The organism is Flavobacterium fragile, from assembly GCF_023634865.1.
In the GTDB taxonomy this organism is placed as follows: Bacteria; Bacteroidota; Bacteroidia; order Flavobacteriales; family Flavobacteriaceae; genus Flavobacterium; species Flavobacterium fragile.
Genome location: NZ_JAMLJN010000003.1, coordinates 12591 through 39331, shown reverse-complemented (window position 1 = coordinate 39331; position 26741 = coordinate 12591). Strand labels below are relative to the sequence as shown.

The window sequence follows — 26741 nt, the reverse complement described above, 5'->3', positions numbered from 1 at the left end:
TTAAGTAAAAGTAAAGAAAAGCAGAGACGCTTCTAATACCAATCAGAATGATATCTATTTTCTCCTAAGTAATAAATAATCCCCACTGTGAAATTATAGAAACTGCCCTTCGAAGCTTTATACTCAGGATCCAATAAAAATCCATCAAAACCATAATGCTGTTTCAAAGTAAAATTATGAGTATACGTCGCCGCTAAAGCTACTTTATGGCTCAGTTGATACATCGGAGTAATCCCTAAACCTACCACTCCAATCTTCTCGGCATCATATTGCCCAACACCTTTAGCAAATGCAACTCCCGCATCCAAATTCAAATTCACTCCCAAACGATCACGCGTCAAGTAAGTCAATCCAAATTGCTTCCCTACATTATACACCGCCCCTAAAGATAAGGTATTATACTTAAGCCCTAATAACCCACCTGGATCATTCACAAAATGATCAAATTTATAAGTTACCTTCGCTCCTATCGTTTCCGTAAACATATAACGCAACCCCACATCAAAGTGATTCATCCCTGAAAAATTAGAATTAAAACGCTTGTTGTAAGGAGAAATCGCTCCATTATACCCGTAATTCGCCTCCAATGAAACCTTATTCATTTGGTACTGCGAAAAACCCAACACAGAAAACAACAAAGAAAATGCAACCCAAAAATTCAAACCCTTTTTCATAAAAATAATATTATCCCTGCGAAAATATAAAAAATTGCCCAAACTACCCCCTCTCCAACCTTTTTTTATCAAATCACCCCATAATCAATCACTATTCACTTATCCCTTATCACTTATCCCTTATCCCTTATCCCTTCTCTCTATTCACTTTTCAAAAAATCCGTGTTCCAAAAACTTAAAGCAAGATAAGTGTTCAGTCGCAGTTTTCAGTCGCAGAGAAAATCCGCCACCATCCATCTTCGCTTTAGCGAACCCTTCAACGCAAACAAAGAAAATCCGTTTCATCAGCGCTCCGCCAAACGGACCCGTTTCATCCGCGTTCCAACAACTTGAGGCAAGATAAGTGTTCAGTAACAGTTTTCAGTCGCAGATAAAATCCGTCACCATTCATCTTCGCTTTAGCGAACCCTTCAACGCAAACAAAGAAAATCCGTTTCATCAGCGCTCCGCCAAACGGACCCGTTTCATCCGCGTTCCAACAACTTGAGGCAAGATAAGTGTTCAGTCTCAGTTCTCAGTCGCAGATAAAATCCGCCACCATCCATCTTCGCTTTAGCGAACCCTTCAACGCAAACAAAGAAAATCCGTTTCATCAGCGCTCCGCCAAACGGACCCGTTTCATCCGCGTTCCAAAAACTTGAGGCAAGATAAGTGTTCAGTAACAGTTTTCAGTCGCAGATAAAATCCGTCCCCATCACCATTCGCTTTAGCGAACCCTTAAACGCAAACAAAGAAAATCCGTTTCATCAGCGCTCCGCTAAGCGGACCCGTTTCATCCGCGTTCCAACAACTTGAGGCAAGATAAGTGTTCAGTCGCAGTTTTCAGTCACAGAGAAAATCCGCCACCATCCATCTTCGCTTTAGCGAACCCTTAAACGCAAACAAAGAAAATCCGCTTCATCAGCGCTCCGCCAAACCGACCCGTTTCATCCGCGTTCCAACAACTACGGCTTCGAGAACCTCAGCCTCCGTTATCCGAGTTCCTAAAACAAGTTCAAAAACAAATCCAAGAATTTTAAAGATGTCCCAAATTATGAAAATCCGTGTTCCAAAAACAATCATTACAAATCATCTTAAAACTACGAACAAATAAAAAGTGACACTAGGAATTGTCCCCTCGAGGGGACTTTAGGGGTGTAATAAACGTTCACCTGAAAACATAACAAATAATAAGTTCCTATCTTTTCAATTAAAAAATCCTCAAAATCCTTTAATCTGCGGTTAAAACAAACCACTCTAAACAACTTACTTTGCGAGCAAAATAAAACAAGTGCAACGCCCCGTAAAAACCCCAACAAAAAAACCTATCCTTCTGTGTGGTAAAACCACTCCCCAATTAAAATTTCAAAGATTTCTCCAATTATCCAAATCTGTGTTCCAAAAATTCAAAAATCCAAAATCCAAACCTTTAGCAATCCTTTGAAGTTTGAATAAACTCAGGCACCAACTCTTGAAAAGCCGCAATAACTGACGCTTTATCTTGAAAATTAACAGTAGCAATTTTCGCTAAAAAAGCCGTCACCAACTCATAAGACAACACCCGATCTTGTGCTATTAATATTTTAGGATGATAAGTAGGCAACGTTTTCGAAGAATCGGCAAGAATTTCTTCATACAATTTCTCTCCAGGACGTAAGCCTATAAAAACAATATCAATATCGGTATAAGGCTCTTTCCCACTCAATCGAATCATCTTTTCGGCCAAATTACGAATGAGCACAGGTTTTCCCATATCGAAGATGTAAATCTCACCCCCAGAACCCATAGCTCCAGCTTCTAAAACCAATTTACAAGCTTCGGGAATAGTCATAAAAAAACGATTAATTTCGGGATGCGTAACAGTAACAGGGCCTCCTTTTTTAATTTGTTCTTCAAACAAATGGACTACCGAACCATTCGAACCCAATACATTTCCAAAACGTGTCGTAATAATTTTCATTTTATTTTCACTAGTTTGGGAATGAAAATAAGACTGCACCATAATTTCAGCAATACGTTTAGATGCCCCCATAATATTAGTAGGATTCACCGCTTTATCTGTGGAAATTAAAACAAATCGATCGGCGCCAAAAGCCGCAGCTGCCTCTAAAACATTTTTTGTCCCTAAAATATTAACTTTTATGGCTTGTCTAAAATTCGTTTCAAGCACAGGCACATGCTTATAAGCTGCAGCGTGAAATACTATTTCGGGTTGAAAATGTTCAAAAACAGAAAAAACTTCCTCCCTATTCCCAATAGTGATCAATTCATAATGACACGTCAAAGAAGGAAAAGCTTGCGACATATTCAATTGAAGTGTGTTCAAAGGAGTTTCTGCTTGATCAACAATCACAATTTTGGCAGGCTCAAAATGAGCCAGTTGATTGACAATTTCACTACCAATAGAACCAGCACCTCCCGTTACCAAAATCGTTTTCCCTTTCAGTCTGTTAATAACATTAGGGTTGTCAATCGATATGGTTTCCCGATAAAGCAATTCCTCTAAGGTATATCGCTTTAGAGATTTTGTCGTATTCAAACTATTATCAAAACCACTTACCAATTTAGGATTATAAACCACAATCTTATTTTCCAAACAAGCCTCAAGAAATGCAATCTCTTCCTCCTCTGGCAAATAATTCTTAATCAAAACAACATGCTTTATTTTATAAAATCGAAGAATAGCTATGATGGAATTACTTTTCGCAATAACCGGAATCCCTAATATTTTTTTATCGTTCAAATATTTATTCTTATCTATAAAAAAACACAAATTATAGGTCGAACTATCATTTACAAAAGCTTCTGCCAAGGCAATAGTGGTACTATTAACACCTATAATAGCTAAATTTTCAACAGAATTACTGCCGTCGGTAACCGACAAGTATTTAAAAAGCCACTTTACCGCAATGCGGAAAAAAATAAGAGAAAACAAAATGACTAAGGAGGATAAAAAAATGGTGAAAATCACAAAAATATGTTGCCCCGAATAAATCAAATACAAAGTATCTACCAAAAGCAATGTAATAAAGGTTGAAAATACCGCCTTAAACAAACGAATGGCATCTTTGATACTAGAATAACGAATGATACCCTTGTAAGTTTTAAAAAGTAAAAAATAAAAAAACAAGAGAGTCACATAAAACAACAAGCGATAGAGTAAAGGTACGGTAGAATAAAACTGAACTCCTATGGTACTAAAAACAAAATAAGAAGATACTGAGGCAAAAAAAACAATCCCCATATCCATAAATAAAATAATCCAAGAGGGTAAAAAACCCAATCGTTTTAGGTTGACAAATTGCTTCAGTTTATTCATAAAAAGACAAGGTAAAAAACAAAAATAAGTGATTTTTGGAATTGAAAATCCAAAATGATTCTCTTTTTAACCCTTTTCAAATTATGAATCAAAGTTTATAAACCAACCGTAAAAAAACTCCTTTTTTATAAAAAAACAACCCAACACAAAAAATGCATCTTAAACAAATCCCCAAAAAAAGAGTAAATAATATAAAACAACAAAAATCACCCCAAACCAAATCCTGTAACTAGTACTTCAAACTTTGTACTTCACCTCACTTCTAATTTCTAACTTCTAAATTCTAAATTCTAAATTCTAACCTCTAAATTCTAACCTCTAAATTCTAAATTCTAAATTCTAACCTCTAAATTCTAACCTCTAAATTCTAAATTCTAACCTCTAAATTCTAATTTCTAACTTCTAAATTCTAAATTCTAACTTCTAAATTCTAACTTCTAAATTCTAAATTCTAACTTCTCCTCCCCCTGTCATATCGAGCGAAGTCGAGATACCCCCCTACATTCCAAATTTTAAAGATTTCCCAAATTATGAAAATCCGTGTTCCAAAAACAATCATTACAAATCATCTTAAAACTACGAACAAATAAAAAGTGATACTAGGAATTGTCCCCTCGAGGGGACTTTAGGGGTGTAATAAACGTTCACCTGAAAACATAACAAATAATAAGTTCCTATCTTTTCAATTATAAAAATCCTCATAATCCTTTAATCTGCGGTTAAAACCAACCACCCTAAACAACTTAGCATCTCAGCGCCTTTGCGAGCAAAATAAAACAAGTGCAACGCCCCGTAAAAAACCCCAACAAAAAAACCTATCCTTCTGTATGGTAAAACCACTCCCAATTAAAATTTCAAAGATTTATCCAATTATCCAAATCTGTGTTCCAAAACTTGAAGCAAGATAAGTGTTCAGTCGCAGTTTTCAGTCGCAGATAAAATCCGTCCCCATCCATCTTCGCTTTAGCGAACCCTTAAACGCAAACAAAGAAAATCCGTTTCATCAGCGCTCCGCCAAACGGACCCGTTTCATCCGCGTTCCAACAACTTGAGGCAAGATAAGTGTTCAGTCGCAGTTTTCAGTCGCAGATAAAATCCGTCATCATCCATCTTCGCTTTAGCGAACCCTTAAACGCAAACAAAGAAAATCCGCTTCATCAGCGCTCCGCTAAGCGGACCCGTTTCATCCGCGTTCCAACAACTTGAGGCAAGATAAGTGTTCAGTCGCAGTTTTCAGTCGCAGAGAAAATCCGTAATCATCCGCGTTCCAAAAACAAGTTCAAGAACAAGTACAATTTCAAAAACAAATCCAAAATTTTAAAGATTTCCCCCAAAATTAAAATTTCAAAAATTACTCAAATTATAAAAATCTGTGTTTCGAAAATCCATTTTCCGAAAATCCGTGTTCCAAAAACCCCAAACCAAAAAAAAGACGCCGAAGCGTCTCTTTTTAAATTTTTTCTTGCGATTGGCGTTTCCAATAATAATACATCAAAAGAATACCCAATCCTAAACCCAGATATACCCAAGTATCAATAGGAGCTTGTGCCCCAGGATCACCCTCAAGTGGCAAACCAGGATCATCCGCAAACTCCTCCTCTCCAGGTAACACTTCACCTGATCCACTCGCAGCAAAAACAGCAAAAGAATACAAATGAAAAAGTAAAATATAGAGAACCAACTCCAAACGCTTAACTACTTTCATGGGACTTTATTTAATAATTAATTTAGTGGTAAACACCTTTCCTTCTTGACGCACTTGCAGCAGGTAAACACCTTGCTGTAAACCTCCTACAGCGACCGTATTATGCAAAGCTTCTAAAGCTCCGGACTGCACTTCTTGCCCCATTACATTAACTAATGAATAACGCGCTGGAGTAATAGCATCGTGTAAAACGACTGAGAAAGTACCATCAGTAATCGGGTTAGGATACACACGTACAGCAGTCATAGATAAATCATCCAAACCTAAAGTAGTAGGATACACAATTCTAAAACGATTATCTGGAGTAGCAGTAGTAGCTACAACACCGGTGAAAGAAACAAGCAATTCGCTACCGTCTGTTGGAATAGCCGTTAATGTACCAGAAGAGATATCTTCCAAATACGGTTGTAACGTACTGTTAACATAATCTTCAGTTCTCACACGCAATTGATACGCTTGCGCTGTAGTACCAGTCATTCGTAATGGTTGTTGCGTGCCAGATACAGGCATACCGCGGTATTCAATCGCTAGATTAGTCGTACCATTACGGAAGGCAATGTTTTCGTTGAAATTGCTGATTTTATTCGCATCCACTTCATCAACCGCATCATTTCCTGTAGGGGATTGTACCGATAGCACACCATCCGCTAACTTCCAGTTCCCTGCTTCTTGTTTGTACAATAAAACACGGATTTTATCTGCTGAAAGCGGTGCGGCATCACGAGCAAACCAAGTATCCGAACTACCTGAAACTTTATGAGCTTCATTTATAGCAAACGAAGTAGAAGCCGAACGAACAAAAAATCCTTGTCCACTTTGAATGTTTTTATCTACTGTAGCTGGAGTACTCGGAGCCCAATTGGTCCCATCATAAGTAACATAACCCCCAAAAGAACCAATCGAAGGATCTAGCATCCAAATCTTAGCTCCAGCGTTAGTGGCAATCAAAGCTTCTGTATCTAAAGCACTCGCATACGGATTCCCAACCAACTGAAACTGATTCGCTGTTAAAGTAGTGGTTACTGTTTCCGTAATCAACTCGCCTTTCGGACGTAAAGTCGTAGCCGTAGAAGGAGTAGTAGGATCAGCTCCCGGAGTAATATTAGAACTTCCATGTGGACCGGTAGCAAATACTAAAAACGCATTGTTTTGAGTAGCACCAAATAATGGGGTGGTATTCGTATTATTTACAGCAGCCCAGCCTCCATTATAGCTAAAAATATTAGATTGTGGCCCAACTTCTAAACCTGTAGCGCCACCTCCATTCGGATTCCACAATAAAACACCCTCATTGGCAGTACCTTGCCAATTAGCAAAAATACTGTTGTTAGAAGACCCTTTTGAAGGAGCAGTCAACAAACGCCAAGCTCTTCTTGAAGGAACATAACGCTCTGCTGTTACTTTTCCGTTTAATGCCCAACCCGTAGCGTTAGCAATTCTGGCTGTTCCAGAGGCATCAGACTTTAATACAAAGGTCAAATTATCAGAAGTACCATCAAAATCTACGGTTCCCGGAGTACCTGAAAACGTAATCGCCCCTGTATTGCTTAAAGAACCATTAGAAGTAAATGTTTTCGTTCCTGCTCCTGAAAATTCAATGTTGTTATAATCAAATCCAGCTATACTTTGGGCGGTTGCCCCATTAAAATTAAACTGGCTTGGAATCACTACAGATGAAGTTCCCGACTTAATCAAGTTGCCTTGTATGCTTGGAGTACCTTCAAAAGACTTCGCTCCCGAACCTGAAAGTTCTAAATGATGATAAGCTGCAGTGTTATTGTCAGAAGAAGTAGCAGGTATCGTTTGGTTAGTGGTTCCATTGAAAACAAAAGTGTTGGCATCTGTCGTAGCATTTAGGGTACCTAAATTAATAAATTCCCCTTTTATCGAAATTTCCGCATCTTCCTGAATGGTAACTGTTTCATTTAACAAGATTGATAAATCATGAAACTGAGTAGTACCTGCTATGGTAGCACCCGAAGCTGTTAGGCTTGAATTAAACACTACTTTACTATTAGCAGGTACGAACGTTCCATTATTAATCCACGAACCAAAGTTGTTCCCTCCACCTGAGGAGTTAGGACCTCCAAAAATAGTGAGGGTTGGATTAGTGCCAGAAGCTACCGTGAGGACTCCTCCTGTACCAATTTCTAACGTTTTCATACCCACATTGCCTAATAATGAACCTAAAAGTTGATCTATCAGAATACTGCCTTCGCTAATAACCGGATCATGAGGCGTAGTGCTAGCATCAGGTATATATACATTGTCAGTGGCATCAGGAATATTCCCTCCAGTCCAGTTAGAAGCAATGTTCCAATTTGTGGTCGAAAGAAATGGGATATCCACTGCTCCCAACCAAACCGAATCATAAGTGCTTACTTTGTTCGATAACATCCAATATTTAGTACGAGATACAGAACCTTCCTCGGCCAAATAAAACATCCCATGATTGGCCAACTCTACAAAATTATCCGTGGTATTGTTATTCGTTTTTCCGTGCTCATGCGGTGTAACACCATCATAAGCTGGATTCTCTAAATGGTGATCCCAAGTAACCAAATCACCTTCCGTATTGTCATTTAATTCTAAATCGGTATAAGGAAACTTCACAGAAAAACGGTCTTCTGCACTTCCAATTTGCGTGCCACCACGCAATATTTGCCACAAACGTTGCACCGCTGGACCTCCAATTGCTGGATTACCATTATCAGCAGCATCTTTATCTACATGCAACCCTTCTGCTCCTCTTGTAGCGATTACAGTGATTCTAGAAGGTAAGTTTCCTAGAGTTCCCAAATCAGTAAAAGACAACGTCATGTTGGGATGAGAAAAAGCATACGTAGTACCACTCACAAAAGCATGTTCTCGCGTTACTTTACCCGTAACATCGCCAATTCCAGTTACCGTAGCAGCAGCACCTAGGTTCAACACATACGAATCTAAGTTATTATGGGGTAACGTACTATTATAATTATCTGGCTCCGATTTAGATACAGTAGCATAGGTACCATAAGCAATCACCATATCTAAGGCACCATCGGTGTCATCAGGATTAGCAGTAGCTAAGTTTAATGTACCGTTTACCGTGATATTGCCAGTTGCTTTAACGCCTGATGTGTTGTTGATGGTGAGGTTGTTAAATGTAGTTTCGGCAGCTATGGTTTGCTGACTAGAACCATTAAATGAAACCGTTCCTCCAAAAGTTTTGTCACTTCTGTTATCGGTCAAGGTGCCTTGGATTACTATCGTACCGTTGTTGGTGATGGTAAAACCATTAGGAATTGTTATATTTTGATTTAATGTTAAAGTGGCATTTGCATCTACTATCAAACTTCCACTAGTTAATGTTAAATTAGATAAGGTTTGGTTAGTACTAATTTGTAAGACACCCCCATCAACTGTAACCTGATTACCAGATGGAATTGTACCACCCCCGGTTCGGTTTAATCTTAAAGTAGAACTGTTAACATTGGTAGCAGTAGTGTAAGTATTTTGACCACTAAATACTACGGTACCTGAACCGCTCCCTGAAATAGTAACAGGTCCTGATGCACTAGTAATGGAAGATGTAATGACTATATCACCAGAACCATCAACCATGATGTTGTTATTTATTGAATTATTAAAAATTAAGTTAGCGGTACTAGAATTTTGAACATTATTTTGAAGTGTTAAACTAAAACCACTATTATTTCTTAAAATGGTATTTAAATTCCCGTTAATAATTCCTCCATTTAAAGTTAACGTTCCAGCTGTTGCTGAGCTATTACCAATAGCTAATCCTCTAGTTCTTAGATTACTAATTTCAATTCCTGCAATAGCTAAACTAGAGGTTCCCATGTTAATCCCTGCAACAGTTGCACTTCCTGCATTTTCAAACAAAGCTACATCAGTAGTTTGCCATTGTGTAGAGGTTTTGGATGGACTCCAGTTTCCTGAAGTATACCAAGCATTTGCAGTTGAAGTATTAATCCATGTAATTTTTGTATTATCTATTAAGTTAGGTACAACTGATGTTTCTACTCCAGTACTCCAAATTGTACCTTCTCGTGTAAATATTTTGACAAAATAGGTTGTTCCATTGTTTAGTCCAGTAATAATTTGTGGATTAGTAGTTCCTTTGTATACTACAAAGCCGCCATCAAAAGGATCTCCACTTCCAAAAGATAGATTAGCATTATAAAGTGTCCCATCACCTGTAGGAGAGGATGTCACTGATGAAGATTCTTTAGCTACTATCAAAATTTCATCAAAACAAACAGGATTTATCCAACTAGCTGTGACTTGTAAATTGCCTGGGTTTAAATTAAAACTTGTAACATTAGCTAATGATATTGTTACCGAATTTGAAGCACTAGAATCTGGTAATCCTATCGCAGTTGCATTCAAAGTAACTGTTCCTAATTGAGTAAATTGTAAATTAGTAAAAGAAGCAACACCCTGAACTGCGCTCACTTGATTTCCCGTCATTCCTAATGCCCCACTGTTAGTAAGAGTTATTTGGGAAGTATAATCCAAATCAACCGTTCCATTTGCATCTACTGCTTTTACAACAGGTGCTGTAGCCAAATTTGTAGAAGGACATACCGTTGAAGAGGGTTGCGTAGTAAAAACCAATTGAGTAGCAGTTGCTCTTACAGTAACGGTATTACTTGTTACAGCAGCTCCAAAATCAGTAGCAAAAGACGAACCTGAAGCATCTGATGTAAAACCATGCCCAGTTGGACTCACAGTAAACGCCATAGTAGCATTATCTACTATATTACTTGTCTTCAACCACATTTTAAGAGTGATTTCCTTACTTGAATTATCACTTATATCTAAATTACCTGAAGTTATAGGAATTGTAATATCGGCATCGGTAATAGTAGGTGTTCCTATTGTAATTGGAGTAGCCCCATCCCATAAACTTACTCCTCCAATATGATCCGTCCAATCTGCTGTACCAGATGCTTTCTTTATTTTTACCTGTGTTACTTTGGTTGCCAAACCATCCCCCGAACCTAAATCACTTACCTTAAATTTAAACACATCCACAGCCGAACCACTTGCAGTTGCTGTACTTGCTAAATCAACAGTAGAAACTTGCGCTGTAGGGGATTCTACTTTGGAAGTGGTATCGTTATTAGAAACTAACGTGCCAGATAAAACAACATCATCAATTGCCCAACTCTCACTCGTAGCATTACATTGCATTGAAACTCTCATTTGTAAATTCGAAACCGAAGGTAAACCAGTAACTGTTAATCTCGTAATTCCATTAGTTCCAGATAAAGTAATAGGAGATGTTGCTCCTGTGTATGCAGAAACGGTTGAACTACTTGTAGTAGAATAAGCAGTTGTGGATGATCCAGTTCCAGCAAAAGACCATCTTACGTTTCCACCTATGCCTGTAACTTTAAACAAAATTTGAGAGTACCAAGTAACTCCACCATCAGGGCTAATTTCTATAGTTAATTGATCATTATTATTGTCCATTCCGTTTCCGGTTGAACCTATTGAAAAAGCAGCAACTCTTAAAGAAACTGAAACACCTGAATAGCTTGAGGTATTAATATTACCAAATGTTAAAGTTCTACCTGCTAATGTTGTTGAAGAAGCAGATACTCTATACCCTCTTAGACCACCTGAAAATAAATTGGAAGATGATGGTGCGTCTGAAGCAGTTGTTGTATAAGTTGTAAATCCTGTGTTAGCAGTAGTACCAACATCCGTTGTTGTAAAATTCCATGTTGGGGTTGCAGGTGTTGTTTCAAAATCTTGAGAGACTATAGTCGTTTGCCCCCACCCCAAATTCACCATCAAAAAAAACAGTCCTACTAAGAAAAAAGACTGCGCATTACGTAAAGTATGTTTCATATAAAATGTAATTTTAACATTAAAACACTTATGTTACATGATTTGAGAGACTTATCCAAACGATTTGTATTCGGTTAAAAAAGACAAATCCCATATTAGTAACTAAGCAACACCAAATATAAACGCCTAATTTCAATTAAAAAACGAATAATTAAAAATTAACTATTTGATAATTATAAAAGGCATTACCCAACAATTATTTAACAATTACTAAAAAATAGCATCATAGGATAACAATAAAACACAAAATGAAGAGCTTTTTAAAAACAATAGCGCAACAAAAAAATGAAAATCATAGGGCAAAAAACCAAAAAAAGGGCACATCATTTAGAAACAGGTAGTAAATGTTAAAAATTCTTTAAAAATAGGACTCTATAAAGAACTAAAACACACAATACCAAATATAAAGGGTAAAAGTATTAAAATGTTATGCAATGAGACAATGTGGAAATGTGTTAATTAGAAGATGTGAAGATGTGGTGGTATGAACTTTTACTCCCTTTACCTATTACCCATTACCCTTAACCCATTACCCATTACCCATTACCCATTACCCATTACCCTTCACCCTTCACCCTTCACCCATCACCCATCACCCATAAACGCATCAACATCAAAAGGAATAGGAATAAGCGTGTAAAAAATAATTTGTAAATCAATTAAAAACGTACGATTAGAAGCGTACCATTTGTTAATACGTACCTTATCGGGCCAGATGACCTCATCATTGTATTGTTTTGGATTGGGTTGTTGCGTTAAAAGTTGTTCTTCGTTGCGGTATTTTAAGGAGGCTAAACCGGTGATCCCCGGTTTTAAAGTAAGAATGATGCGATCGTCTCCTTGAAGTAAATCAGCATACCCTGGCACATCGGGGCGAGGGCCTACAAAGGTCATTTCGCCTTTCAACACATTGAGCAATTGCGGCAATTCATCCAACTTAGATTTGCGCAAAAAAGCACCCCAAGCATTGGGCATAGTAGCACCTTCAGGTATCGTTCGGAGTTTATATATTGTAAAGGGTACTCCGTTTTTTCCGATGCGGGTTTGTTTGAATAGCATTTGGATGGATTAGATAACAAATGTAATCAAAATTTGATTATGCCTTAATTGCTGTTTTTTAGTTGCATATTTTTACACCCCTAATCCCGATAGCTATTGGGACCTCAAGGGGACAATGCCTTCTAAGCAATTTTAATGGAATTACAATTTCAAAGATTTCTCAAATTATCCCAATCTGTGTTCCAAAACTTGAAGCAAGATATGTGTTCAGTCGCAGTTTTCAGTCGCAGAGAAAATCCGCCACCATCCATCTTCGCTTTAGCGAACCCTTCAACGCAAACAAAGAAAATCCGTTTCATCAGCGCTCCGCTAAGCGGACCCGTTTCATCCGCGTTCCAACAACTACGGCTTCGAGAACCTCAGCCTCCGTTATCCACATTAAAAAATTTCAAAAATTTCCCAAATTATCCCAATCCGTGTTCCAAAACTTGAAGCAAAATAAGTTTTCAGTCGCAGTTTTCAGTCGCAGAGAAAATCCGCCACCATCTATCTTCGCTTTAGCGAACCCTTCAACGCAAACAAAGAAAATCCGTTTCATCAGCGCTCCGCCAAACGGACCCGTTTCATCTGCGTTCCAAAACTACGGCTTCGAGAACCTCAGCCTCCGTTATCCACATTAAAAAATTTCAAAAATTTCCCAAATTATCCCAATCCGTGTTCCAAAACTTGAAGCAAAATAAGTTTTCAGTCGCAGTTTTCAGTCGCAGAGAAAATCCGCCACCATCTATCTTCGCTTTAGCGAACCCTTCAACGCAAACAAAGAAAATCCGTTTCATCAGCGCTCCGCCAAACGGACCCGTTTCATCTGCGTTCCAAAACTACGGCTTCGAGAACCTCAGCCTCCGTTATCCACATTAAAAAATTTCAAAAATTTCCCAAATTATTAATATCGGTGTTCCAAAAACCTCATGAAATGGTCTTAAATGAGATACAGAACACTAATACATCAAACCAAAATACCATAAAGGAATCGTATTTAAATAACCACTTTCTATATCATCCTTAACAACATAGCCATTCCCAAGCGTCTTTATTTGTTTTAGACTTTTGTTCTTGCCTCCTATCTCAAAATCCATCGTTCCAATTTTAAAATCAACATTTTTAGAAGCAACAACTTGATGATGAACACGTACTTGATTCATAAAAAATGTCTCTCTAATATTTCCTTTATTAGGATTTTCATTAGCTAATCCATAAACTAAATTCGTATTATCTAAATATACTTTATTCACTTTACCTAATCCTCTAATGCCATTCGTTTCATCTCGTAGTTGCGAAACCATTCCAGCTTCTTCCATATACAAAAGATAATCCGCAATATTATTTCTACTTATAGCTAACATTTCGGCAATTTTACTCATGTTAGGTTTAAAAGGAACACTTTCGGCAACAATAGCCATGAGTTGTTTCAACTTTCTTCCTGTAGACACATTCATGTCTGCATATACAGGAATATCGCTCTCTAGCGTTTGGTTAATGACCTGAAATAATTTTATATCAAAATCAGGTTCTAGTGCAAAGGGATAATATCCTTTTTTAAGATAATCAGAAAATAAAAGTAAAGGATGCGATAATGAAATTACCCTTGACGGATACGTTACAATTTCTTCTAACGTAAACTTGGGCACTTCTATTTTATGGAAAAGCAACAAATATTCACGAAAGGATAAACCTTGCATTGGGTATAATACCGCTCTCCGACTTAAATCGGCACTTCCTTTTTTAATATCCAATACAGAAGACCCGGTGAATATAACTTGTAACTGAGGATGATAATCATAAATTAACTTCAGTTCGTTTGACCAATCAGGATATTTGTGAATTTCATCAATAATAAAATGAGTTCCACCAAATTTAACAAAATGGGAAGCAAGCTCATAAAGACGATTTTTGGCAAAATAAAAATCATCCGCTGTAACATATAACGTATAGCGAGGATCTAAATGGTTTTTAATATGTTGCAAAACTAAAGTAGTTTTCCCAATGCCACGAGGACCTATAATTCCAATCAGTCTGTTTTTCCAATTAATTTGGTCATATAAATACCTTGTAAAAGTAGTATTCACTCCATTTAGTAAACGATTGGAATATTCAAATAAAGTTTCCATTGCATAATTATTTCTACAAAAATAAAAAAAAACGCACTACAAAAGTGCATTTTTTTTATTTTTATGCACTATCATAGTGCATTTTATATTGATAAATTGGTTTTAAACTGTAATTTCTTTAAACATGAAACAAATAATAAGACCAACTCCAATAACGTCAATATTTTTTCACGGTTATAAAAGTTCATAATATATCGTAATTAAAGTTACCGTAATACATGTTGCGATAACAAATAAAAAAACCTAAAACAAAATCGTGATGGAAATTAAAATATAAAGATTTCTCGAAGCAAAACCCCATACCGTTCCTAAAACCGAAATCTCCTTGTGTCATATCGAGCGAAGTCGAGAACTTGTCTTTCTGAACTAGTTTCAGAATCTCCTCCAAAGTAGGAGATCACTTTACATCGTAAAGCCAACATTCAACATTAAAAACCAGTAATTATCCCCTTCGCTTTAGCGAATCCGTAACCATCAGCGTTTTGCTAAAACAAATCCGCATCATCCGCGTGCCAAAATTTCTAAGATTTCTCCCAAATTAAAATTTCAAAAATTTCCCAAATTATCCCAATCCGTGTTCCAAAACCCGTAATTATCCCCTTCGCTTTAGCGAATCCGTAACCATCAGCGTTTTGCTAAAACAAATCCGCATCATCCGCGTGCCAAAATTTCTAAGATTTCTCCCAAATTAAAATTTCAAAAATTTCCCAAATTATCCCAATCCGTGTTCCTAAAACTCAAAAACCACAACTCGTACCGCTTCATCACCTCTTCATCCCAACAACCGTAACCGTATTCCACTTCCTTGCCAACGGTTTCACCTTACGCCTAACCTTATTCGAAAAACCTATAAACAAAAACGCCAACCACAAATCATGCTCAGGCAAAGGCGCAATCTCAAACGACAAATCAATAACAACAGCCTCTCGCGCCACTTGAATAACGTTACTGTAAGAAGTTTCAAAGCTATTAGCAGCAGAATCCCAGTTGGCAAAGCCCAACTGAAATTCGACCAAATTCGCATCCACATCAGGCCACTCTAAATCTTGCGTAAGGTGCAATGAGAACGGTTGTAAAACCATAGTATCCCAATCAAACGAAACAGGAACACGACACACCTTGGTCATCGGACGCAAACGATTCCCTTCAAAACCCAATAAAATCTCAGACAAATAGGGTGAAGTAAGACCATTTTCTATCAGTCGAGAACCTATCGGATTTGACAGATCCTCTTCTATAATCTCAAACAACAACTGATTCACACGACCCGCAAAGGAAACATCCTTAGCACGATCAAAAAAAGACTTAACCAACATACGAAAATAACGAGACTTACGCGAACACCTACCAAATTCAAAACCATGCAACTTAATCCGATTAAAAATAGGATTCTCTGCAAATTGCTTAGAAGTAATACCCGAATCACCTTTCTCTCGAGCCAACTCCTGATCAGAAGCCTTGTAAAACGTAATACCACCTATAGTACCACGAAATGTAACATTAGAAATAACTTTTGCCATAATAAAATTGTTTTTCCTAAAGTTAGCAAAAGCCTAAATACCAAGCAAGTAGCATTTTAATACCATTTGATACAGTTTGATACAATTTAATGCGGTTTTGACAACCCTGTCATCAAAAAGGCGCGCGCCGAAGGATTTTTACAAAAAAAATAGCATAACATAGCAACTCAATAGACAACATAACTATAAAATAAAAAGCGGTGGCTTCGAGAACCTCAGCCACCGTCATCCCCGTTCCAAAATTGTATAGATTTCCCAAATTATAAAAATCCGTGTTCCGAAAACTTGAAACAAGATAAGTGTTCAGTCTCAGTTTTCAGTCTCAGAGAAAATCCGTCCCCATCACCCTTCGCTTTAGCGAATCCATCAACACAAACAAAGAAAATCCGCTTCATCAGCGCTCCGCTAAGCGGACCCGTTTCATCCGCGTTCCAACAACTACGGCTTCGAGAACCTCAGCCTCCGTTATCCGAGTTCCAAAAACAAGTTCAAGAACAAGTACAATTTCAAGAACAAATGCAAAAATTATAAAGATTACTCCAAAATTAAAATTTCAAAAATTCCTCAAATTATAAAAATCTGTGTTCCAAAAACTTCAAAATCAAACTTACTTAAAACACTCGAAACACCCCTAATCCCGATAGCTATCGGGACCTCGAGGGGACAATCTTTACAGAGACTATTGACTTTTAATAATTTTAAAGACTATAAATTCGAATTATCTATAAACTACCAACTAATAAATGGTTGTACTGGGAATTGTCCCCTTGAGGGGACTATAGGGGTGTTTGCGATGTACTCTTCTACTTTATAAAAAGCTCAAAAGATTCTTCTAAAAGCTCGTAGTTTTTAAGCAAATCCTTTGAGAAATTTCAAAAAACCTTTGAGCAATAAACAAAAACCTTTGAGCTTTTTTCACTTAAAGGCATAAAAAAACCGAGGGAAATCCTCGGTTTAAAAATTAATGACCTTATTAGTTTGCTTTTCTGAAACGCAACTCGTTAGTCATTTTGCTGAGTTTTTTACCCGGTCTAAAACGAACCCTACCTTTTACAATGTCTGTAGCAGTGACTTCTTCTAAAGTGTCTTTCCCTGCTGATTTTAGGGTTACGTTAAAACTTCCTAAACGGCCTACTCTTACAATTTTTCCTTGCTCTAACTGACGTAGGATATTACGTTCTAACGAAAGTAATACCGCTATACAGTCGGTTTCGGTTAAGGTAGTTTCATAAGCAATTTGCTCCGCTAAAAACTCAAAATCTACTTCACCATCCGCGATGGCAGTTGCGTAGAACTTTTCAGGGGCTGCCAAGTCCTGAGGATTTTTTTTAGGCAGTACGCGATACTTGATCATGTTGTTAAATTTTATATTAATAATAAATTTTTAAAAGATTACAAACAAAATAGCTTAACCGGTGCGCCTTATTATTTGTACCTTTTCTTTTATATTATTAAAACAAAATAAGTTTCTTTTTGTTTTTAAAAAATCAATCTATTTAAGGTAAATATTTTAAATTTATTTTTTTAAAAACTTGATTAACAACAACTTATGTTTTATAAAAATTAACAAATATTTAACATTTAGAACCAGAAAGCAACCTGTTTTTATAGTAAAAAATCAATAGTATAAATGTGGTTTTTAATTTTTAAACCAAAAAAAATCCGCTGATGCGGATTTTAATGAAATTTTATCGGTTTGGCTGGAATACCTACAGCCGTACAGCTCGGTGGTAAAGATTTAGAAACAACCGCTCCAGCTCCTACTATTGTCCCTTGTCCAATAGTCAATTGATTAATAATTTTAGCTCCGGTTCCTACGTAAACCCCATCCTCAACTAGTACATCACCAGAAATATTGACTGAAGGCATAAATGAACTATAATCTCCAATTTTTGTATCATGACCAACTGTACACATAAGATTTAAAGTTACAAAACTTCCTATTTCTATATTACAAGTTATAATAGTACCAGCACAAATAATTGTCCCTTCCCCAATATTAACATCATCATTACTTACAATAACACTGGGATGGATAATTGTTGGAAACCTCAAATTAGGATTAGTTAACCTAGAAATTATTTTTTGCTTAATTTTAGGGTCTCCAATTCCTAACACCACAGATGTTTGGTCTGTTAATAAATTTAATTTTTCAATTTTTCCTAAATAAGGTAATCCATTGTAACTTGATTCCAATTCATCAGCATCATCATAAAACCCAAGTATATTAAATTTTTTATTGATTTTGTTAATTTCATCAAGTAAAAATTTTACTTCTCTACCAAATCCTCCTACTCCAATAATTGCAATATTATCCATAATTAATTTTTTTAATCATTACCTCTAAAGGGTTCCATAGTTATCTCTTGATTCGCATTAATTCCCTCTGATTTAACCACTTTCTGAATAGTTCTCAATAAAATTTTCAAATCCAAAAGTAAAGAACAATGCTCCACATACCACACATCATAAGCAAACTTCTGTTCCCATGAAATCCCATTCCGCCCATTGACTTGTGCCCAACCTGTAATCCCAGGCCGTACGTTATGGCGTTGCTTTTGCACTGCATTGTACAAAGGTAAGTATTGTACTAACAAAGGCCGAGGCCCTATCAAACTCATATCCCCTTTCAAGACATTCAACAATTGCGGAATCTCATCTAACGAGGTCTTTCGCACAAAACGACCTATTCTAGTCAAACGCTCCGCATCCGATAACAAGTTCCCCTCGCTATCCTTTTTATCATTCATAGTCTTGAACTTCACAATTCGAAACAGTTTTTCATTTTTACCTGGGCGGGTTTGAAAGAAAAAAGGCTTTCCTTGGTTGGCAAAAAACAAGCCAATAGTAACTAATATAAATAGAGGACTAAATAACAATAAAGCAACGAGTGCAATTAAAAAATCGAAGAGTCGTTTAAAATAATTTTGGTACATAGATTTTGATGCTTCAGACTAATGATTAGAGGATATTTTTATATGGTCAACCAATTGCAAAAAATAGTCCGTTGACCAAATAGCAATTTCAGAAGAATCTTTTATAAACGGTTGTACATCATTTTTCACCAAATTTATATCGGTTTCTAGGATTCTTTTTTTGAGTAATTCTTTAAATATTGTTGGCGTCATTAATGTACTATCATAACCATGGGTTTGCTGCGCTCTCTTTATAAAATGCTCAAAACCCAACGGAATAGAATGACGCACATACCACTCAAAATCATACCAATCTCTCCCTTTCACTCTGTTGTTCCAACTTCTGAATAACATGGCATGCATTTTTCCAGCAAATAGGTCAGGAAGGGTATAACATGGCACCATAAAAGAAAAAGGTAACAACAACAATTTTGGCTCCGTTGAAAATCCCAAGGGCGGCTGCAGGTCTACTTCAATTTTAATTTTTATACTAGGTGTAGATTGAAAATGGATATTGTAAATTTCGGTAGTATCTTTCAAAAAAGCAGACTCAACTGGCGATTGTTTTTTTTCCTCTTTTTTGGAAATCACTACTTCTCTACCCAATGCCTTAAATTCATCAACAATAGCATCAAAATAATCGGATATAGTAAAATTAGGATCGGGTTGCAACAATGAAAAATCTAAATCTTCTGAAAAACGAGGCAAAGCATGAAAAATGCGCAAACAAGTACCACCATAAAAAGCTGCTTTATTAAAAAATCCTGCTCTATACAAACCTGCTAAAGCAATTTGCTGCATTACTTCATGTAAAGCATTAGTGCGGTCGTCTACAGTTTGTATTGTATAACGTCCCATCATTTGATCAAATACGGAACTACTCATTGTTTTTCAATAGTTTTAAAAGTTGTGACAATGCTGTTTTTTTCTTTCCTACTTCCATACACTGGCTAATAATTTCAGTGTTCCAACTTCTATTTTCAAATAAATCAATTCGCAAATTTTCTTCTAAATAGATTTTAACTGCTTTTGACGATTGCAATCGTAATCCTGAAGACAATACAATCAAATCGCATAAAGCTTTTTCAGGTGAAGCAATTAAAAAAGCGGTATTGTCTTGGGTAACTTGTTGTTGAATACCAATTGAAAAATACTCCGGTGAAACCGTACGATATTCAAATACACCCAAAGGAGTATCATACATTTTAAATCGTTTCATAGTTACCGAACGTACCCTATATACTCTTTCTGGAATCAAATTGTGATAGGATAAGGCACTTTCTAAAGAAACATAAGAAGGGCCATATAAATGATTAGCTATCAATTCTCTAGAAATAGGAGATGTACCCTCTTGTTGCGCAACTACAAACAACCCTTTTTTAATTCGTATTAACTGCTGCTGTTTTTCCATAGCAGCAATTTTGTCTTTTGGAAATCGGTAGTCCCTTAGTAAGGTAACCAAGGTAGCATAATCAACAGGGGTATTTCTAAATTGATCTAAATTTATCATCTGGTAGCACTATTATGAGATGTAAAAATAGTGTTTTTTACACAGATAATCGATAAAAAATCGATTATTTATGTAAATTTTGCTAAAAAAGAGTGCGCATTTCTCTTCTCTTATATCATTCCTTCATGTCTTGAACTTCACAATTCGAAACAGTTTTTCATTTTTACCTGGGCGGGTTTGCAAGAAAAAAGGTTTCCCTTGGTTGACAAAAAACAAGCCAACGGTTACAATTATAAAAAAAGGGCTTAAAAGGATGAGTCCGATTAAGGTCATGGTGAAATCTAGGATTCTTTTGAAAAAGGATTTATACATTTTCTAAATTTTTATATTATGCTAAATTGTCTCCAAAACTCTTTTTATTTATGCAGAAAGCCATTAATTACTTCGCAACCTATACATAAATTACAACCTTAATTCCCCATACATCAAATCATTAATTTTTGTAAATACCTCAGAAACTCTGACATCAATAGTAAAATCATTTTCATTAATTACCTGATCATAATTATCTAAATAATCATTTATTAATTTCTCATTCAACACATCATTCTCTTTCAAAAAACACCCTAATCCAGTGTTTTCTTCAAAGCGTCTGCTTACATCTTCTCCAACATTGACTATTATTGGTAGAGAAAAAGCCCAATAATCAAAAAGTTTTGTTGGGAATTTAACCAAACTGTCTGCTGAGTACAATGCCAGACCAAAGCAATATTGATTTCCAGATTGCTTAAAATATTCTAAAGATTTTGGCTCAAATAGTTTAATTCTTCCTTTAGATTTTAATTCAAACTCTTTAACTATATTGGATTTCGAACCAGAACCATAACAATCAAGCTCATATCCTTCATTATCCAATATAAACTGACAAATTTCCTCTATTTTATAATTAACTCCTAAGCTTCCTAGATATAAAAACCGCCTACTGTTTTTATGAAACAAATTGCATTTTATATCTTTATTTCTATCCAAAGTAAGCCCTAAATCAATGACTCCAAGGCTTTTATTCTTTAAATACGTGTAATACTCTAAGTATTCATTATTTACAGCTATAAAATAATTTGCATTAGAATAGATGATTTTTTTAAAGTTAAAAAACATTTTCCTTGCTCTTTTATTTTTTACAAATATTTCAGGCCATAAATCGTTACTGTCTAACAGAATTTTATATTTAAAAAAAGGTTTTAAAAAAAAAAACAAATAATTATAAAATATGGAACTATCATTAAGGACAATCAATTTGGCCTTTTTAACAAGTTTAAAATATTGAAACAAAACTTGGTAACCAAACAGAAATTCCGACAAAAATCTTTTAATACCAATGTGTTTTTTATATGCAAAATCATTAATCAAATGAACTCCATTTGACTCATTGACAACACGTTTTTTAAGACCATGATGCCAACTCCCCAAAATTAATTCCGTTGCATAGCCTTCTTTTCTTAGAACTTCCGAAAATAAAATATATCTTGGAGTTCTAAAACCATCAGAAGGAGTTTGTTTATTATCTATAAATAAGATCATTCTTTACAAATTATTTTTGTTATTTCCATAATAAAATCCTCAACAGTATTAATTTTATGCTTTGTTAAGTTTTTCTTTATTTCATAATAAAGACCACTATCATTAAGCATTAATTTAACCTTTTCAGCCAATTGATTTGCATTTTCAAAATCCACAAATAATATATCTTGTCTATCTTTATATTCATTTTCAAGATTACCTACTCTAGTGGAAATTGATGGTAAATTGAAAAAAGTTGCCTCTTTAATTACCCTTGGATTTCCTTCAGATATAGAGGGAAAAACGAATAGTTTAGAAGTTTTATATTCTTTATGAAGTTGTTCCCTTTCGGTTATTGCTCCAAGAAATTTCACATTCTCATTTAAATTATATTTAGCAACTAAATCCATAAGTTTAGTTTTTAAGTCTCCTTCTCCAATTATTACCAATGAAATGTTTTTAAAATCTTTTTTTAGAATTTTAATCATCTCAATAAGTAATTCAACTCTTTTTGAAGGGGTCAATCTTCCAACAAACAATAATTTATTGTCATCTATAACTGCTTGGTTTGAATTTGCTTCTGCAGCGTATAGGGTTGAAGAATTAACGATGTATTTATTTTTAATTTGAACTTGATTAAAAAGTTTCTCCCCATTAACTAAACACTTGTATTTATTAGATTCTCTAGTTAAATGTCTATAATATAAAATTCCTATTTGGTTGAAAAACCAATTTCTATTTAAATTCTTAGATGTCAGAATTTCCAACGGATTACTGCCAATATAAACATTGACTTTAACTCCGCTAGATTTTAATAATCCTGCAACTTTCATAGAATTGAACATGACCTGAGAAACAATTGCATAATCTGCTTTGACATCTTTCAAATATTTATATAAAGAATTTGATTTTCTTAAAGCTTCTAGTCTGGTGTTAAAAAAAGGAAGTTCAATTATTTCAACTTTTTTATTTTCAAATTTAACGTATAATGGATTTATTTCTTGCCTGGATTGCACCTTTTTCAATGGAGCCAGTAGTGTAACTTTTTTGAATGTTTTCAACAAGTTAGTTATTAATATAACTTCAGGCAGGAAACCATATATTTCACCATTAAACTTATAATAATTACCATAATATACCAAGATACTTTTATCCATTATCGATAGATTTAAATAATTGATAATATTTTGTTACAATAACTTCCCAATTCATTTTCAAAACTTTTTGATATGCTTCATTTATAAGTTTATTTCTTTTTTCCTCGTTTAAACATACTGAATAAGCAAAAGAATCCGCCATTTCATGAATATTTAATGGCGAAGCTACAATACCTTCTTTACCTATATTCTCACCTACGGATGTTGTAATTGATCCAATAACTAGACATTTATTAGCCATTGCTTCCAAGATTGTTAAACCAAACCCTTCATGAAGGCTAAAATTCACGTAAGCAAAAGCATTATAATAGAGACTTTTTAAATCATCATCAGAAACATTCTCCTTAAAAAGAATAAAATTTTCAGTAAAGATATTATTCTCTTTAAAATATCTGTCAACTGCTCTTCCCACAAAAACTAATTTATAGTTGGAAGCTGATGATTCTTTGAATTTTTTAAATGCTGAATAAATATTTTTATAATTTTTTCGGCTATGCGGGGAACCTACCACTAAAAAATATTCTTTCGGAATCAAATCTGAAAAATTAAATTTCTGGGAACTTTGAATAAAAAAATTAGGATTTACTCCTTCGCCAATAACATCGATTCTTCCAATAAATCCTTTGGACAAATTCTCTAAATCCTTTTTAGTAGTATTGGATACCGCAATTATTTTTGCTTTGGATTTTAATAATCGTTTTAACCCGTTTTTTTTTAAAATTTTAGCTCTCCACACATAAAACTGGGGAAACACTAATGAGGCAATATCATGAATGGTTACCACTGCTTCAAAACCTTTAATATCCCCTGGAAACCTAATACTGTCGTGGTAATGAATAATCCCAGAATTACCAAAAGTTTTTTTTAGAATCCAACGAGAGACAAAAGGAAAAAAAAGTGTCAAATAAGTAAAAACAGATATACTTAAATTAATTCTGATTATTTCCAGATTATTCTCAACATTTACAACTTGATTTTTGAAACAAAACAAAACCAGTTTTTTGTCTTCTTTCATTATCATCATTTGATCTATTAATTCATCGGAAAATCTTGATAATCCTGTTATTCCTTCCTTATAATAAGAAGCATCAATATATAATTTCCTGTTCATTTTTCTTAGTTATATTTGCTATTGTAAGTATTCCTACAATAATTATTACCTGTAATGATTCCATGATTGCAAGGTGATTATCAAAAAGACCAATAACAAAAACCATTGCAAAAAATATCAACAATTCTCTCTTGCTTTTTGAAGCCTTTCTTATTAAATAAAAAACTTTAACTAAGAAAATCATGCCGATTATACCGATGGTAGAAATAACCAATAAAACGGAATTAGAAACAAATCCTACTTTGCTGGATTCTATATCTAAATTTGAAACTTCTCTAATTCCCAGACTATTAACACCTGTACCGAATAAAACTCCTAAAAAATTATTAGAAATAAAATTTTGAAAATTCAAGTATCCCCATGATCGCTCATCTGCTGATGATGAATAATTATCAAATTGAAGTATGCGTTCCAAATAATCGTAAAAGTTGAAAATTAATAATAATTCAAAAAATATGAAACCAATAATTATATATACAGGTAAATATTTAAAATTTCTAATAATCAGAAACAAAATTAATACTGCAAATGATTGTTTTGATGCTGTTAATACAATGCAGAAAAACATTAAACTGAACCACAGAATATTTAATTTAACCTTGGATAAATTCATAATAATAAAACCCAAAACCAACACAACTCCTGCAGGATTAGGGTTATGATAACCACCATAATAGCGCATCAGATACCAATCTGCTTGAAATTTTTCAATATCCAGATAAAATTTTTCACTATTAGATATAATTTTATATATCAACATATAAAAAAAATCCAAAAACTGATTCCCTAATAAAGAAGATACAAAATGTATCAAAATTAATATTATATGTACTTTTAATCCTATCTGAATAATTTTCAGCAAAGTGAAAGTACTTATATAATTATTATAGATTAGAATTCCCAGAGAAAAAATTAATGATAGCGATATTATTCTAATTAGATTATTATAAAAAACATATGCTGTTTCCAGATATAACGCATGAAAAAAGGTATCAACAAATAAATATCCCAACAATCCAAAAATACCGCAATTAATAAAAGTTCGTTTTTTAATCTGAAAAAAAAATAAAATATAACAAAGTAAAATCGCTGAAGTAATCGTTACAAAATAAAGCGGAATACTACCCAATGACAATCTTGCATAGGGTAATGAAAATGATGCAATTATCAAAACATATAAAGAAGCAGTGACGCTTTTATTTAATTTTATTGCAGACATTTTTCAATTATTTTAAACTTTTCTGACCATTGATTTTTAAATGCGAAATCCAATATTTCTTCTTTTTTAAATCTAGGATTGTAGACTGCTTCTCTAATAGCCTCCGCATAATCTTTTGCAGTATTCGCAATATACATTGGTGAAGGATTAACTTCATATTCTCTTAAACTTGTTGACACAATTTGCAATCCGTAAGCACTATAATCATATCTTTTCATTGGGTTTGTCCCTAATAATCTTGAATCTATTAATTCTAAATCATACATTATTAATCCAACATTTGAATTATTATAATATGCGGCTAACTCGTGTCTCTTTTTGGCACCAAGCAGAGTAGAATTTTTAAAATTTCCAAAAAAAGCTTTGTCTTGTTGATTATGAGGCCCAATAAATACAAATTTTATTCCTGGCAGTAAAAGCATAACTTCTCCAATTAAACCTTTATTTATCATCGATAACGTTCCCACAAATAAAGCGATGGGATCAGAAATATTTAAAAACTCAACAGGTCTTTTAAAATCAACGAACTCATTAAGATTTATTCCGTGATCCAAATTTAAAACTTTATCATCTTGAACTTTATATTTACTTATCAGTACTTTTCTGGTCATCTCAGAAGTGGTAACAACCAAATCAACTCTTTCAATAATTGCTTTTTCAATTTTTGAAATAGAAGGAGATACTCCTGGATAAAGGCTGAATAAGTCATGTGCATTATAAACCAACTTCTTGGGTTTTAATATTTTTTCTATAGAGAACAAGGACAAAGAGCCACAAAAAAAAACATCAGGATTCTCCAAAGATTTATAATCAATTTTGCTAAAGGGTCTTAGCAAATAATTTGTATAAGGGAAATTTTTCCAAATAAATTTACCTCGATTAATAGCCCTGCTACCATGATTAAACAAAAAAGGAAGTCTTAACTCTTGGATGTTATTTACTCGATTACCTTTCTCCTCCCTATTTGCTCTCCAAGGATAAATAGGAGTGGATAACCATGTTGTTTCATTATTTTTTGCGCATTCAAAAGCATAATTGTGTGTATTAGTTACAATTGGGCTATCAAGATCAATATTGCGAGCGAATATATATTTTTTCATAAT

Annotated in this window: 17 protein-coding genes and 1 pseudogene; all 18 read right to left on the bottom strand. The window is 34.6% G+C overall.

Annotated elements, in window-relative coordinates; translation table 11 throughout:
- Positions 1–32: 32 nt before the first annotated feature.
- The 18 genes and pseudogenes from NAT47_RS04715 to NAT47_RS04630 all read right to left on the bottom strand — a co-directional run bounded on the left by NAT47_RS04715 (position 33) and on the right by NAT47_RS04630 (position 26738).
- Complete coding sequence (locus tag NAT47_RS04715; protein WP_250580787.1) at positions 33–602, bottom strand: hypothetical protein; 570 nt, start codon at positions 600–602, stop codon at positions 33–35.
- Between the two features lie 1480 nt (positions 603–2082).
- Positions 2083–3972, bottom strand: coding sequence for a polysaccharide biosynthesis protein (locus NAT47_RS04710; RefSeq protein ID WP_250580785.1), 1890 nt, complete (start codon positions 3970–3972; stop codon positions 2083–2085).
- A 1450-nt stretch (positions 3973–5422) separates the two neighbouring features.
- Entirely contained in the window at positions 5423–5677 is a 255-nt protein-coding gene (locus NAT47_RS04705; RefSeq protein WP_250580784.1) for a hypothetical protein, read from the bottom strand.
- A 6-nt stretch (positions 5678–5683) separates the two neighbouring features.
- Positions 5684–11539, bottom strand: coding sequence for a T9SS type A sorting domain-containing protein (locus tag NAT47_RS04700; protein WP_250580782.1), 5856 nt, complete (start codon positions 11537–11539; stop codon positions 5684–5686).
- Positions 11540–12124: 585 nt separating this feature from the next.
- Positions 12125–12598 (bottom strand): sugar transferase, encoded by a 474-nt coding sequence (locus tag NAT47_RS04695; RefSeq protein ID WP_250580781.1) that lies wholly within the window; start codon positions 12596–12598, stop codon positions 12125–12127.
- 938 nt (positions 12599–13536) lie between these two features.
- Entirely contained in the window at positions 13537–14706 is a 1170-nt protein-coding gene (locus tag NAT47_RS04690) for an ATP-binding protein (RefSeq protein WP_250580779.1), read from the bottom strand.
- A gap of 764 nt (positions 14707–15470) precedes the next feature.
- Positions 15471–16226 carry a hypothetical protein gene (locus NAT47_RS04685; RefSeq protein ID WP_250580777.1) on the bottom strand — a complete coding sequence of 252 codons (756 nt, stop codon included), beginning with the start codon at positions 16224–16226 and terminating at the stop codon, positions 15471–15473.
- A 973-nt stretch (positions 16227–17199) separates the two neighbouring features.
- Complete coding sequence (locus tag NAT47_RS04680; RefSeq protein ID WP_250580775.1) at positions 17200–17580, bottom strand: HU family DNA-binding protein; 381 nt, start codon at positions 17578–17580, stop codon at positions 17200–17202.
- A gap of 323 nt (positions 17581–17903) precedes the next feature.
- The gene (locus NAT47_RS04675) at positions 17904–18545 is read right to left on the bottom strand and encodes an acetyltransferase (RefSeq protein WP_250580773.1); all 642 of its coding nucleotides are present in this window, start codon (positions 18543–18545) and stop codon (positions 17904–17906) included.
- Positions 18546–18556: 11 nt separating this feature from the next.
- On the bottom strand, positions 18557–19162 hold the full coding sequence (locus NAT47_RS04670; protein WP_250580771.1) for a sugar transferase: 606 nt from the start codon (positions 19160–19162) through the stop codon (positions 18557–18559).
- Positions 19163–19180: 18 nt separating this feature from the next.
- Entirely contained in the window at positions 19181–20026 is an 846-nt protein-coding gene (locus NAT47_RS04665; RefSeq protein WP_250580770.1) for a nucleotidyl transferase AbiEii/AbiGii toxin family protein, read from the bottom strand.
- Positions 20019–20651: a type IV toxin-antitoxin system AbiEi family antitoxin domain-containing protein gene (locus NAT47_RS04660; RefSeq protein ID WP_250580768.1), complete on the bottom strand. Its 633-nt coding sequence runs from the start codon at positions 20649–20651 to the stop codon at positions 20019–20021. Before NAT47_RS04660 ends, NAT47_RS04665 begins: the two co-directional genes overlap by 8 nt.
- 126 nt (positions 20652–20777) lie before the next feature.
- Positions 20778–20963, bottom strand: a pseudogene (locus NAT47_RS04655) (sugar transferase); the annotation flags it as partial.
- A 90-nt stretch (positions 20964–21053) separates the two neighbouring features.
- Positions 21054–22172 carry a glycosyltransferase family protein gene (locus NAT47_RS04650; protein ID WP_250580766.1) on the bottom strand — a complete coding sequence of 373 codons (1119 nt, stop codon included), beginning with the start codon at positions 22170–22172 and terminating at the stop codon, positions 21054–21056.
- Positions 22169–23308 (bottom strand): glycosyltransferase, encoded by a 1140-nt coding sequence (locus tag NAT47_RS04645; protein ID WP_250580764.1) that lies wholly within the window; start codon positions 23306–23308, stop codon positions 22169–22171. The genes NAT47_RS04650 and NAT47_RS04645 overlap by 4 nt, the downstream gene beginning before the upstream one ends.
- Positions 23301–24419, bottom strand: coding sequence for a glycosyltransferase family 4 protein (locus tag NAT47_RS04640; protein WP_250580762.1), 1119 nt, complete (start codon positions 24417–24419; stop codon positions 23301–23303). The genes NAT47_RS04645 and NAT47_RS04640 overlap by 8 nt, the downstream gene beginning before the upstream one ends.
- A complete protein-coding gene (locus NAT47_RS04635) occupies positions 24397–25638 on the bottom strand; it encodes a hypothetical protein (protein ID WP_250580760.1) in 1242 nt (413 codons plus the stop codon). Before NAT47_RS04635 ends, NAT47_RS04640 begins: the two co-directional genes overlap by 23 nt.
- On the bottom strand, positions 25626–26738 hold the full coding sequence (locus NAT47_RS04630) for a glycosyltransferase (protein WP_250580759.1): 1113 nt from the start codon (positions 26736–26738) through the stop codon (positions 25626–25628). The genes NAT47_RS04635 and NAT47_RS04630 overlap by 13 nt, the downstream gene beginning before the upstream one ends.
- Positions 26739–26741 lie beyond the last annotated feature (3 nt).

Bases quoted from the DNA above. Each gene is read 5' to 3' on its own strand.
- NAT47_RS04700 (WP_250580782.1), bottom strand. From the start codon at position 11,539: ATGAAACATACTTTACGTAATGCGCAGTCTTTTTTCTTAGTAGGACTG.
- NAT47_RS04715 (WP_250580787.1), bottom strand. From the start codon at position 602: ATGAATAAGGTTTCATTGGAGGCGAATTACGGGTATAATGGAGCGATT.
- NAT47_RS04680 (WP_250580775.1), bottom strand. From the start codon at position 17,580: ATGATCAAGTATCGCGTACTGCCTAAAAAAAATCCTCAGGACTTGGCA.
- NAT47_RS04665 (WP_250580770.1), bottom strand. From the start codon at position 20,026: ATGAGTAGTTCCGTATTTGATCAAATGATGGGACGTTATACAATACAA.
- NAT47_RS04670 (WP_250580771.1), bottom strand. From the start codon at position 19,162: ATGTACCAAAATTATTTTAAACGACTCTTCGATTTTTTAATTGCACTC.
- NAT47_RS04650 (WP_250580766.1), bottom strand. From the start codon at position 22,172: ATGATCTTATTTATAGATAATAAACAAACTCCTTCTGATGGTTTTAGA.
- NAT47_RS04705 (WP_250580784.1), bottom strand. From the start codon at position 5,677: ATGAAAGTAGTTAAGCGTTTGGAGTTGGTTCTCTATATTTTACTTTTT.
- NAT47_RS04695 (WP_250580781.1), bottom strand. From the start codon at position 12,598: ATGCTATTCAAACAAACCCGCATCGGAAAAAACGGAGTACCCTTTACA.
- NAT47_RS04630 (WP_250580759.1), bottom strand. From the start codon at position 26,738: ATGAAAAAATATATATTCGCTCGCAATATTGATCTTGATAGCCCAATT.
- NAT47_RS04675 (WP_250580773.1), bottom strand. From the start codon at position 18,545: ATGGATAATATTGCAATTATTGGAGTAGGAGGATTTGGTAGAGAAGTA.
- NAT47_RS04710 (WP_250580785.1), bottom strand. From the start codon at position 3,972: ATGAATAAACTGAAGCAATTTGTCAACCTAAAACGATTGGGTTTTTTA.
- NAT47_RS04690 (WP_250580779.1), bottom strand. From the start codon at position 14,706: ATGGAAACTTTATTTGAATATTCCAATCGTTTACTAAATGGAGTGAAT.
- NAT47_RS04635 (WP_250580760.1), bottom strand. From the start codon at position 25,638: ATGTCTGCAATAAAATTAAATAAAAGCGTCACTGCTTCTTTATATGTT.
- NAT47_RS04660 (WP_250580768.1), bottom strand. From the start codon at position 20,651: ATGATAAATTTAGATCAATTTAGAAATACCCCTGTTGATTATGCTACC.
- NAT47_RS04685 (WP_250580777.1), bottom strand. From the start codon at position 16,226: ATGGCAAAAGTTATTTCTAATGTTACATTTCGTGGTACTATAGGTGGT.
- NAT47_RS04645 (WP_250580764.1), bottom strand. From the start codon at position 23,308: ATGGATAAAAGTATCTTGGTATATTATGGTAATTATTATAAGTTTAAT.
- NAT47_RS04640 (WP_250580762.1), bottom strand. From the start codon at position 24,419: ATGAACAGGAAATTATATATTGATGCTTCTTATTATAAGGAAGGAATA.